This is a genomic window from Geobacillus sp. TFV-3, assembly GCF_009901865.1.
GTDB lineage: Bacteria > Bacillota > Bacilli > Bacillales > Anoxybacillaceae > Geobacillus > Geobacillus thermoleovorans_A.
On record NZ_MPSP01000001.1, the window covers coordinates 1,895,775 to 1,907,796 of the forward strand.

Annotated in this window: 11 protein-coding genes and 1 pseudogene; 3 read left to right on the forward strand and 9 right to left on the reverse strand. The window is 44.7% G+C overall.

The genetic code is table 11. The annotated features are described in order from the left end of the window. Positions 1–187: 187 nt before the first annotated feature. The 3 genes and pseudogenes from BJQ97_RS09630 to BJQ97_RS09640 all read right to left on the reverse strand — a co-directional run. A pseudogene (locus BJQ97_RS09630) lies at positions 188–358 on the reverse strand (phenylacetic acid degradation operon negative regulatory protein PaaX); the annotation flags it as partial. A gap of 36 nt (positions 359–394) precedes the next feature. Then, positions 395–1,546, reverse strand: a complete 1,152-nt coding sequence (locus BJQ97_RS09635; protein WP_160156402.1) for a CapA family protein — start codon at positions 1,544–1,546, stop codon at positions 395–397. A 549-nt stretch (positions 1,547–2,095) separates the two neighbouring features. After that, a protein-coding gene (locus BJQ97_RS09640) for an IS3 family transposase (RefSeq protein WP_268892776.1) occupies positions 2,096–3,264 on the reverse strand; the annotation gives its coding sequence in 2 pieces (ribosomal slippage) (positions 2,096–3,009 and positions 3,009–3,264; 1,170 coding nt in all). Positions 3,265–3,512: 248 nt separating this feature from the next. Between BJQ97_RS09640 and BJQ97_RS09645 the strand changes: the two genes are divergently transcribed. Further along, positions 3,513–3,911 carry a hypothetical protein gene (locus tag BJQ97_RS09645; protein ID WP_407066454.1) on the forward strand — a complete coding sequence of 133 codons (399 nt, stop codon included), beginning with the start codon at positions 3,513–3,515 and terminating at the stop codon, positions 3,909–3,911. 225 nt (positions 3,912–4,136) lie between these two features. On the opposite strand, the gene BJQ97_RS09650 is transcribed toward BJQ97_RS09645, so the two are convergent. Beyond that, positions 4,137–4,409 (reverse strand): FAD dependent oxidoreductase family protein, encoded by a 273-nt coding sequence (locus BJQ97_RS09650; RefSeq protein ID WP_328718170.1) that lies wholly within the window; start codon positions 4,407–4,409, stop codon positions 4,137–4,139. Positions 4,410–4,646: 237 nt separating this feature from the next. Between BJQ97_RS09650 and istA the strand changes: the two genes are divergently transcribed. Beyond that, on the forward strand, positions 4,647–6,152 hold the full coding sequence (gene istA, locus BJQ97_RS09655) for an IS21 family transposase (protein ID WP_160156364.1): 1,506 nt from the start codon (positions 4,647–4,649) through the stop codon (positions 6,150–6,152). Beyond that, a complete protein-coding gene (gene istB / locus BJQ97_RS09660; protein ID WP_160156363.1) occupies positions 6,149–6,901 on the forward strand; it encodes an IS21-like element helper ATPase IstB in 753 nt (250 codons plus the stop codon). The genes istA and istB overlap by 4 nt, the downstream gene beginning before the upstream one ends. On the opposite strand, the gene lhgO is transcribed toward istB, so the two are convergent. From lhgO to BJQ97_RS09685, 5 genes are all read right to left on the reverse strand, one after another. Next, the gene (gene lhgO / locus BJQ97_RS09665) at positions 6,825–7,802 is read right to left on the reverse strand and encodes an L-2-hydroxyglutarate oxidase (protein ID WP_236567202.1); all 978 of its coding nucleotides are present in this window, start codon (positions 7,800–7,802) and stop codon (positions 6,825–6,827) included. The genes istB and lhgO overlap by 77 nt on opposite strands. A 175-nt stretch (positions 7,803–7,977) precedes the next feature. After that, positions 7,978–8,772 carry an ABC transporter permease gene (locus BJQ97_RS09670; protein WP_160156403.1) on the reverse strand — a complete coding sequence of 265 codons (795 nt, stop codon included), beginning with the start codon at positions 8,770–8,772 and terminating at the stop codon, positions 7,978–7,980. After that, positions 8,772–9,704, reverse strand: coding sequence for an ABC transporter permease (locus BJQ97_RS09675; RefSeq protein WP_025948812.1), 933 nt, complete (start codon positions 9,702–9,704; stop codon positions 8,772–8,774). The genes BJQ97_RS09670 and BJQ97_RS09675 overlap by 1 nt, the downstream gene beginning before the upstream one ends. Then, on the reverse strand, positions 9,668–10,774 hold the full coding sequence (locus tag BJQ97_RS09680; RefSeq protein WP_160156404.1) for an ABC transporter ATP-binding protein: 1,107 nt from the start codon (positions 10,772–10,774) through the stop codon (positions 9,668–9,670). The genes BJQ97_RS09675 and BJQ97_RS09680 overlap by 37 nt, the downstream gene beginning before the upstream one ends. Before the next feature lie 18 nt (positions 10,775–10,792). Beyond that, on the reverse strand, positions 10,793–11,899 hold the full coding sequence (locus BJQ97_RS09685) for an ABC transporter substrate-binding protein (RefSeq protein ID WP_160156405.1): 1,107 nt from the start codon (positions 11,897–11,899) through the stop codon (positions 10,793–10,795). Positions 11,900–12,022 lie beyond the last annotated feature (123 nt).

The window sequence follows — 12,022 nt, forward strand, 5'->3', positions numbered from 1 at the left end:
ATCCCCCAATCCATTTTAGACGCATAAACAGTGACATCCCCCGCCATCTATGCTTTGCTTAGAGGTAGGAGCTTCTCGGATGATCCTGTCTTATGACTAAAATGGACCGAGCGCCCCCGTCTGCCCGACGGTTGTCATCCCCCACCTCCCCTTCGTTTAGAAGTGGAAGACTTCTTTCGGAATGGCGTTAAATCATTTCCATAAACGGATTGATCGCCTTATCGCAGTTGAATGTCACCTCACGATCTGGTGCAGGCTCAAACAACGTCTCAAAATAGCGGATGGCCGAAACGGAGAGCAGTTGATGGACATTAAAAAACAGCTCCCGCGCCCTCGTTCCTCTCCAATCATCCGATAAAGAAATCATCGTTTTTCACCAACTTTTAGGCATGGATCAATGGGCCTCATATGCCGTCCATGTCGGCTTTTTGATTTTCGCCGACAGCGAGATGATTTTCCCTTTCACCCGGTTTGCTTCCTTTCCCGTGAGCGGCACCGGCTGATAGTTGTTTCTTGTCCTCACCGACGAAATGCGAAACGGGATGACGCGAATTTCTTTTTTGGCCGTCCGTTTGCCGTTTTGGAAAGAAAAGGTCTGCTGGAAGACAAACGTATCTTTGTCGCTCGGATTTTTGTTCCCTCCGAACATGAAATTCCCTAGGCTGTAGACGATAAACTTCCCTTTATACTCCTCAATGCCTTGAATGACATGCGGATGATGGCCGACGACCAAGTCAGCGCCGCTGTCAATGGCAAAGCGGCCGAGCGCCTTTTGCGTGCTGTTTGGCGTATAGCTTCGTTCGACTCCCCAATGAAAATGAATGAGCACGATATCGGCCCCTTGCTTCCGAAGCGTGCGAATGTCGTTGGCGATCTGCTTGCGCAGTGCGCTTGTATTGCTCCAGCCTTCATAGCCAAGCGCTCCGATTTGGATTCCTTTCACCGTTTTCAGTAGCCGAAACGTGCGACCAAAATAGCCGATGTTTTCTTTTTTCAGATTGGCAATCGTGTCATTGTATCCTCGTTGCAAATAATCGTATGTATGATTATTGGCCAGATTCACAGCATCAATGCCGCCATAGGTTAAAATCTTCGCATAGCTCGGATGGCCGCGAAAACGGAATTTCTTGCTCGCTTTGCGCGTGGAGGTGGTCAACGTTGTCTCCAAATTGACCGTGGTAAAATCATCTTTTTGAAAGATCGGCCCAATATATTTCGTAAAATAGCGCAAGCCGTGCTTTTTCGCCTCATCGTCGAACGAATACGCATAGCCGTAGTTTTCATCGCGCCCGAGCGTCACATCTCCCGCTGCGCTTAACGTAATGCGCACTTCACTTGGCGCCGTTGACTTCATTGCCGCCTGCGCCACAGCCGCTTTGTCGGCTGGCTTCAGCAACGGCGGATGCTCGGCCGCTCGCCCAGCCGTTTCGTTTCGCGCAGCCAACACTTCTTGTGCGCCGTGGTCCACCGTATTTCCGCATGAAAATAAAAAGATTGACGCCATACACACAAATGCCGCATTTCTCCTCTTGATCCATGAGTTCATTTTTTCTGCTCCTATCAATCTGTTTCCTTCGAACTTTGAAAACTTCCATAACTATTATTCAATATGTGCTCTATCTATTCCTTTCTTTATCAAAAAAATTTAGAAAAAAATTTAGAAAACTGGTGAAAAACTAGTTTTTTGCTCAAATCAGCGGCGTTTGACCAGAAAGGAGAGCAGATCTGACAAGGTTTCTCTAATTGAAAAAGAGTTGGGATGAGCCGCCTTTTTCAATAAATCGCTGCCCTTTTAGGAATGATGGCCTGGCCAATCTATGGTATAATGATTCTGCAGGCATTTCCTTCCTCATTCCACACCTCAGACTTCCCTCCCTCCATTGGCGGAAATGCCCCTCATTAGCGCGATATTCAAGTTAAGGAGGGCTCCTCATGCAAGAACAGCTTTGGTATTATGTCAAGAAAATAGACACATAAAATGGAGAAACATTTTAACTCCTACTACCGCACTTCGTTTGGTGGCCTCTTGATAAGGAGAACGGTTGGTAAACCCTTCCCCTTATCAAGGGGATTAAGAAACTGCCATATCGCGACTTCATTCAGAGAAGGATTGTTTTTTGCCGTGTTGATGCAGCTTCTCATATGCCATCGGAGACATGTACTCGTTAGCGGAATGAATTCGCTGAGAGTTATAAAAACACTCAATATATTCAAAAATCCGATGTTTGGCCTCTTCCCTTGTTGTAAAGGTCTCGTGGAAAATCAGTTCCTTTTTGATGATGCTGTGAAACGATTCCGCACATGCGTTATCATAACAGTTTCCTTTTCGACTCATGCTGGTTTGCATTCCATGCTGTCGTAAAATGGATTGATACTCGTTCGATGCATATTGGCTCCCTTGATCCGAATGGTGAATCAGACCTGGTTGAGGCTTTCTCTGGTTGATGGCTCGGTTTAATGCTTTGATCACTAACTCTTTTGTCATTCGCTCGGAAAGATACCAGCCAACGATTTTACGAGAAAACAAATCCATGACCGAAGCTAAATACAGCCAGCCTTCTTTCGTCCAAATATAGGTGATATCCGCCACCCATACTTTGTTCGGCTTATCCACTTCAAACTGCTGATGTAATAAGTTGGGATACACAGGCAAATGATGCTTCGAATTCGTGGTGGCCTTATATTTTTTCTTCGTTTTGGAACGAATGTCATCGTCTTTCATGATTCTTGCGACGGTTTTCTGAGAGACCTTCACTCCTTGTTTCTGAAGGATTTTTGTGATTTTTGGACTGCCATACGTTTCTCTTGACTCGATATGAATCTTTTTGATTTGTTTTTTCAACGTTTCGCGTCTTTGCTTTTGTTGGCTTTCTGGTCGTTTGATCCATGCATAGTACCCACTTCTTGAAACGCCTAGGACTTCACACATCTTCGCCACACGAAACTCCTTTCGATGCGTATGAATGAATTCATAAATTACTTCTGGTTTTTGGCGAAGATGCTCATGGCCTTTTTTAAGATGGCGTTTTCCTCCTCTAAGTCACGAATGCGTTTTTGCAGTTCACGCTTTTCGCGATCTTCTGGTTTTAGTTTCCCGCTTCCGACAAAGCTATGTTCCGCATCATTTTTATAATCCGCTACCCATTTATGAAGGGTTTTTGGTGAAATATCCAGTTGTCTAGCTGTTTCAGCGACTGCTTTCCCTTCCTCTAGCACTAATTTAACTGCGTGTACTTTGAATTCTTTATCAAAACGTCTTGTCATTATAGACACTCCTCATGTTTGATAGATTTACTATACATTTTCTTTATTCGTCGTGTCTATAATCTAGACTAACATCACTTTTACGCCAATTGACTGAACTTGTACAAGGTTTAGTCAATGACATGACCGTCGTGAAACAAGATATGCAGATGGTCAAGCAAAACATGGACGCCATGAAAAAGGATATGGATTCCATGAAAAAAGATATGGATTCCATGAAAAAAGATATGGATTCCATGAAAAAAGACATGGACTCCATGAAGAGAGAAATGGATTCCATGAAACAGGAACTCCAAACGGTAAAGCAAAAAGTGGACAAGCTCGAACAACGAATGGACAAACAGGAAGAAGAATTGCGCTGGTTAAAAGAGCAAATGAAAGAAAACACAGAAATGATCAAAGCGATCCGCGACAATCAACTCGAGCAGCGAAGCATCCAAGACGGCATGCGCCACGAAATCGCCAACCTCCGCGGAGAAATGGCTGGCATTCGCGAGCAGATGGCAACAAAAGACGAGCTCTCCCGCCTTCGCGAGCAAATGGCGACAAAAGAAGACATCTCCCTCATTCATCAGCGGCTTGATTATCAACTCAGCCGCATCGCGCGAGCGGAAGAGGAGATTTATTTGCTGAAGAAGGCAAAGTAATAAGATCCCCCATCCTGACCGTTTCCGAATGCATTGTCTGTTTCTCCCGTTTTGTCGTCCATCGTTTTTCGAGAAAAACTCCGCTACCCCACCATAGGGCTGCAGTAGGGAAAATGTGCTTTTTCTTTGCAATAACTCACACTTGCAGGGTTGAAGCGATCCAAAGATATGAAAATCCTTCGCACAGTGCCGGCGCAAGCCATGCTTGCGCCGGGCAGACTGCCCTCAACCCCCCGCCATCTCAAGAGTTCGCCGTGCGATCTCTTCTCCAATAGGAAAACAGGCTGTTGCCCCAGGCGATGGGGCATTTAAAACATGAACGGTTCTCTTCGTATTAATAATGTAAAAATCATCAACGAGTGTTCCATCAGAGCGCAATGCTTGAGCGCGTACGCCTGCCGGCGCCGGGATCAAATCGTCCGCCTCTACATCTGGAAGCAAACGCTGGACATTTTTTACAAAAGATATTTTGCTATATGAACGGACCATTTCTTCCATTCCTTCTCGCCAGTACGTCAAGGCTAATTTCCAAAACCCCCTAAACGAGAAAGTATCTAGCAGGTCCTTGACATCCACATCCGTTTTTCTGTATCTGTTTAGTGCAAAATAAAAATACAGAGTTCTGCAACGAAACGTGCAGAGCCTAAGGCAAAGAAAAAAGGCTTGCCAGCCCCTAACATTTCCTCTACTGTGGAAGTTGTGAACACATAAACCAAACAGTGGAGGAGCGAAAGGATGCTGGCAATGCCCGAAATGAATCGTATCAGAAAACTGCGTGAAAAGAAAGGGTTATCGATTGCGGAAATTTCCCGCGAAACGGGATATAACTGGAGAACGGTCAAGAAATACGCGGATGGCGGCATTTCTGTCCAACCAACCATCAAACGCAAAAAGGGGATGATGGAGGAAGAAGGATACGGGCAAATCATTGATGACTGGTTGGAGGAGGATGCCAAGCTGCCGAGAAAACAACGGCGAACGAACAAGACGATGTTTGAAGCGCTTTGTCGTGACCATGGATTTCAAGGCTCGTATCGCACCGTTTGCGCGTACGTGCAAAAACGAAGACCGCAGCTCAAACTCGAGAAAGAACAGCGCTATGAACGACTTGAGCACCCGCCAGGCGAGGCGCAGGTGGATTTCGGGAAGATGACGGTGGTGACGAAGGAGGGGAAGGAAGAAGAACGATCGGTTTTGATCGTAAGCTTCCCGTATAGCAACGCTGCGTTTGCTTATCCGCTGCCGGCGGAAAACAGTGAATGCTTCCTCCATGGGTTGACGCAGCTGTTTCGTCAGGCTGGGGGAGTGCCAAAGGCATTGCGCATTGACAATTTGTCCGCGGCCATCGTGTCGATTCGAAAAGGGGGAGAACGCCAATTCACCGAGGCTTTTGAGAAATTTCAACTCTACTATCGGTTTGATGTACAAGTGTGCAATCCATACAGCGGACATGAGAAAGGAAATGCGGAGCGAAAAGTCTATTACACTCGCAACCTTTGTTTCGTCCCGGCTCCGTTGATCGAGTCGGATCCGGAGCTGGTGGAGTGGCTGCATCGCAAGATGGTCGAGGACCGAAACCGCCCTCATTATGAAAAGGGGCGGTTGATAGAGGAGCTATGGCAGGAAGAGCGGCCGGAGCTGTTGGCGTTGCCGGAACAAGATCTTCCGATCTTCTCCCTCGATCACGCTTACGTGAATAAGTACGGAGAAGTGATGGTGGATGGGAAGGCGTTCGTCGTCCATGGCCTGTCCGTCCCCAACCGGGTATTGGTGAAAAAAGAGTGGGATCGTTTCTTTGTGCTCTCTCCTGACGGAGGCATACATCTTGAGATGCCAAGGCCGTATACGAACGTGAAACGCGAGATCCCTTGGAAAGAGATTTTCGCTGAGTGGGAGACCAACCCCCGGGTTGTCGGGCATTCCCGATACCGGGCGTACTTGCCGGAAGCGATCCGAACGTATCTGGCTGGCACCCCGCCCCAGGTGGCGGCCCGTTTGAAAGGGCTGCGAGCGCTGTTGGATCGTTGCACGCTTTATGAAATCGCCCAGTGGCTCGAGGAGAGTCAGCGATGGGACTTGGCTCCTCATGAAATCGGGGTGTTGATGGAAGCCGAGCAATCCCATTACCCGGCCAAGTGGGAAGAATCGTACACCCCTTCCGTCCTGATCGACTATGAAACGGATTTAACGGTGTATGATCAACGTCTTCACCCCGTTCGGGAAGGGGGTGTCCAGGGATGAGAGCAGAGGTGAAAGAGATTTGTAAAGCGCTGCATTTGGCCTATATCGCGGATCGATTGGAGGAGGTGATGTTCGAAACGAAAGAGCAGTTTTTGCGGGATGTATTGGCGCTGGAGCTGTCGTGCCGCCAGCAGGCGAAACAGGCCCGGCTGATCAAGAAAGCCAAGTTTCGGGAGTTGAAATGGCTGAAGGATTACGAATGGTCGGATCACATCCACTGGCCGACCACGACATCGAAGAAGGAATTGTGTGACCTTCGCTTTTTGGAGCGAAAGCAAAACGTTCTGCTTTTAGGCTCGCCCGGGACAGGAAAAACCCATCTCGCCACAGCGCTCGGCATCCAGGCGTGCCAACAAGGCCATGAGGTTCGGTTTTTCCGCGTCGCGGATCTCGTCGCCCAGCTGGAAGAGGCATTGAAAAATGGCACGCTCGGGCGGCTGAAACGAAGCATCGATGCGTGCGAACTGTTGATATTGGATGAACTCGGCTATGTGCCGTTTCAAAAGCAAGGATCGGAGCTGTTGTTTCATATTATCGCCGACTGTTATGAGCGAAAAAGCGTCATCGTGACGTCGAATCTGGAATTTGGACAGTGGAATCGGGTGTTTGGGGACAACCGCTTGACAGCTGCGCTGGTGGATCGCTTGGTTCACCATGCCCACATCCTGGCCTTTACGGGAGAGAGCTATCGACTGCGGAACGCTCTCTCCGCGATCCAGCCGTCCTCTTCCCCCGGTCTGGAACCTTAAGTCTTGAGCTGGCAAGCCTATGTATTTTTTCTTGCACTTCTCTGCATTTTTTGCTTGCAAAAAACATGTATCCTTCACGCTTGAATCCAAGTACAGCATTTGGTCCCACTTCCACCTCACCATTGATCATTCTTGTTAAATGAACGCCAAGAAAAGGAAATTGTGGATTCGGAACAGGATACACTAAGTTTTTCACAAGGTAGCGTTTTTCAGGGCGCAACTTATAGTACTCCCCGCGAAAAGGAACAATTTTTAGGTCCATTGCTACTCCCGAAGCACGAGCAATACGGTCGCTATGCAACCCTGCACAGTTAACTGCAAAATCAAATGATTGGGCGCCGCGGTTAGTAATTACGCGGACTTTTGAACGCTCTTCTATGATTCGCTCCACCTTTGTATTTAATGATAGTTCGGCGCCTACATCCTTTAATAGTGATGCTATTATTTCACAAACCTTCTTATAATCGACGATGCCAGTTTCTTTTACATGAATAGCCCTGATCCCACTAACATACGGTTCGAAATCTCGCAAACGATCCTGACCAATCAACTCGAGATTCAGACCGTTTTGCAACCCACGGTCATATAAGTTTTTCAAGAGTGGAAGCTCTTGCTCACTCGTGGCTACAATCACTTTTCCACACCGTTCAAAAGGAATCCCATATTTCTGACAAAAACGAATGAGCGCTTCCCCTCCTGATCTCGCAAATTTTGCTTTATAACTTCCAGGTTTATAATAAATCCCTGAATGAATAACACCGCTGTTATGGCCTGTTTGATGCGCTCCCCAATGATTTTCCTTTTCAATCACTGTAATTTCCGCCTCTGGTCTAGCCTGCTTAATAGAATAAGCGGCAGCTAAGCCAACAATTCCTCCTCCAATAATGGCTATATGAATCATGTTAAGATCTCCTTATTTCATACTTTCTTTTCGGAATAGTCTCTGTTCGCTGTGCTCTACATCATTTAAAAAAATTTCCGCTTTTTGCTACCGACAGAAAAGAAAGAACGGGGAAATTCTTCCCCATCTTTAACACGATGCTTCGTCATGTAAGCAATCACAATAAAGTGAACGGTTAGTGGGCACTTCCCAACAGTTTTCCAACACCATGAATTTTCTCTAAAATCAAAATAAGTACAATTGAAATCAAAATTACAACACTCGAAACCGAAGCAACAATCGGACTATATGCATCTTGCATTGTTGAAAAAATTTCCAAAGGTAATGTTCTCATCTCAGGAGACACCATAAATAATGAAACCGTAACATTATCAAATGAAGTCAAAAAAGAGAATAACGCCCCGGATAAGACCGCCGGCCGAATTAAAGGAAATGTTACTTTCCAAAAAACAACCACCGGACTAGCTCCAAGAATTGCCGCTGCCCGTTCCAAATTGTAATCAAAACCACTTAATCCTGTTAGGACAAAACGAACTACATATGGTACACAAATAATAATATGAGCGATCAAAAATCCCGTCGGAGTACCCGCTAACAACATAGGCGTGAAATAAATTAATAAGGCAATGCCCAGTACCAATTGTGGAACAGTCAACGGAGCGGTTAACAACGAGACAAGATAAGATTTCCCAGGTATATCGTATTTGGCAATAGCAAGAGCTCCTAATGTTCCCAACAAGACTGAAAACAATGATGCTAAAAAAGCGAATTTTACACTATTCCAAAAAGCTTCGACAAACTCTGGCCGTTCTAGCAACTTGGTGTACCATTGTAGTGAGAAACCCTTTGGCGGAAAACTCGGATAATTGGCGCTGGTAAGTGAAGCCGGAATGGTTACAACCAATGGGATTAAGATGTAAATGATACTAATTATGGCTAGTAATAGTCTCAATCTTCTCAAAATACTCATTAGCGAAACACCTCCCGATAGCGCCCCTTTTCCATCATTCGAGTAAAAATAGTAACCATGATTAATGTAATGCCAAGGAGAACATACGAAATGGCAGATCCGTACGTCCAACGCAGTAAGTTAATAATTTGGTCATAAGCCACAACCGGGAGCATAGGTACATTTGCCCCTCCCATCAGCGCTGGAGTCACATAGGCACTCATCGACATGCTAAAGACCAACACGACCCCTGATACAATCCCTGGTAGACTCAATGGCAAGGTAACCGACCAAAATGAACGGAGAGGACCGGCGCCGAGAATGGCTGCAGCTTTCTCAAGAGATGGATCAATATTATATAAACTTGTAGCAACCGATAAAATCATAAATGGTAAATAGGCATTAGACAGTCCTATAACGACACCTATCTCCGAAAATAACAATTTAGGCGGTGAAGTGGTAATACCAAGGCTAATTAATAATTGATGGACTGTCCCGTTTGGTAATAAGAGAAGATACCATCCGAAATTACGCACAACAATGCTAATAAGCAACGGTGAGGCTACAAGCAAAGTTAATAATCCGCGGACACGCGGGGAACATTTAGCCATTGTTAATGCTACAGGATAACCGAGCAACAGGGATACCACTACAGTGTACAGGCTTATTTTGATTGTCAGCCATAACGAATGTAAATAGTAAGAATCAGTAAAAAAATGTACGTAGTTTCCTATGCTATAAAACGCATTCGTTTCCCCTTTGGTTTCAATAAAACTTAAATATAAAATGTAAAGCATTGGTATCACAAAAAAACCGAAAATAAATGCCACTAGGGGGAACAAAAGCAAACCGCAATATATATATTTTCTCCAATTTCTTTTTCTCCTTGCCGTAACAATTTCTGTTGACAATCTGACTATTTTTTGACGATCATCATATCTGACGGGTTCCATCCCACAGTCACCTCAGCTCCTATTTTCCAATCCGATTTAACGAAAGGTTGTAGCACTTGCACCCGTTTTCCAAACAATAGCAACTCAATTTCCCAAGCGGAGCCAAGATAGTTCATTTGAACGATCGAAGCATTGTACTTGTTGTAATAAAAAATTTCTGGCTCGCTTTCTTGTTCCTGAATGGTTAATTTTTCTGGTCGAATGTACAGCTTGACCTCATCTCCAATTGAATAAGAACGTTCCGGGCCCATCATATTTTTTGACTCAACGAGTACCTGAACGCCTTCCTCTAACTCAATACATACCATTCGACTGTCGACCGTTTTTACTTTACCCTCTAATTGGTTTGATTTCCCAACAAATTGAAAAACGAACTCGGTGCATGGATGCTCATAGATTTCCGTTGGTGTTCCAACTTGTTCAATTATTCCTTTATTCATTACCACGATTCGATCAGACAGGGAAAGTGCCTCCTCTTGGTCATGTGTAACAAAAATAGTTGTAACCCCCACCTCTTTCTGCAAACGCTTAATTTCAGCCCTTAATTCATAACGTAATTTAGCATCAAGATTGCTGAGTGGCTCGTCAAGCAACAATAACATTGGTTGCACTACTAGAGCACGAGCAATTGCCACCCGTTGTCGTTGCCCTCCGGATAATTGGCGCGGATACCTATTCTCCAATCCCACCATTTTCACTAACTCTAACGCCTGCTCGATTCTCTTCTTCCTCTCTTCTTTTGGAACTTTACGCAAAGATAAACCAAAATCAAGGTTTTCATAAACAGTCATATGCGGAAATAGAGAATATGTTTGGAATACCATTCCTAAACCACGTTTATACGGAGGAATATGTGTCACTTTTTTCCCTTTAATAAATACTTCTCCTTTATCAATATCAAGAAAACCAGCAATGACATTAAGTGTTGATGTTTTGCCGCACCCAGAAGGGCCAAGCAAGGTGAGTAGTTCACCTTGCTTGACTTGTAAATCGATACCGTTTAGGATAACGTTTTTCCCAATCTGTTTATAAACTCCCCTTATTTCTACGTCATTTACTACTGTTTGCATATGCTTTCACTCCCTAATTTATTTGCTAACCTTTTTCCCTAATTCTGGTGTAACTTCTTTAGCCCAACGATCTGTCCATTCTTCCCGAATTTCTGCCATCTTTTTAAAATCAGGGCGGAAAACATGATCACTATCTTTTAGACCAATAGATTTTTCGTACTTGGGCGCTACCTTCATTTCTTTGAGCACCGGGTAGAAACCGCTTTCTGCGATTTGTTTTTGCGACTCCTCACTTATCAAAAAGTTTACGAATTTTATCGCCGCTTCTTTATGTGGAGCATTCTTGACAACCGTCGCGCTGAATGCTTGCAATGGCGCTCCCTCTTTCGGAATAACCATTTTCAAAGGCACTCCCATATCAATCAACTCAGCTATCGCATAGCTACCCATAACAGTGACATCTGCTGCTCCTTGTTGCACAGCTGGCATCATTTGAGTAGAGTTTTTGTAGAATGTATTGGAATAGCTAGCTAATTCCTTGGCTTTTTGCAAACCAGGTTCCAAATTATCCAAACTCCCACCATTAGCATTGGCAAGGTTATAAAGCAAAGCAAAACCCCAGTCATTGGCAATGTCGGCGAATGCTGTTTTTCCGTTATATTCAGGTCGAATAAGGTCATTCCAGGATGTAATGGGTGCCCACTTGTGTTTCTCAAACGTTTCCGTATTGTATGCAGGAGCAATTACCAACCCAAATACAGGCACCCCAACATTATTTACGACAACAAATCGTAGATCAACCTTATCCATGTTAGGAACTGTCGATGGATCTAATTTTTCAGTCAACCCTTTGTCATTAGCTCTTTGTACGTCCAAGGGTACATAAAACGCGACATCGTATTGGGGGGCATTTTTCTGCAATTCCACCTTTGACAATATTTCTCCAGATAACCCAGGAACAAAGTTTACTTTAATTCCGTATTCTTTCTCAAATTTTGGAGCAATTACTTCGCGAATAGCTCTCTCGATTTTGCCGCCATTCCCCGCGACTGTAATTTCAGTCGCACCATCTCCCGAATTGCTAGCCGGTTTAGCTTCGCTAGTTGTTTTAGGATTTGGAACACTGCAACCGACTAAAGACATAACAATTATAGAAACTAATATGGCAATCCAGCGTTTTTTCATTCGATTTCCCTCCTAACCTCTATTTACCTAGTTGTAAAACACATAGCCCTTCTACCATCCAATTTTCTTAATTACCATACATTCTTTTTGCCCCCTCAATAGAAAACGTTTTCACAAGTGTTT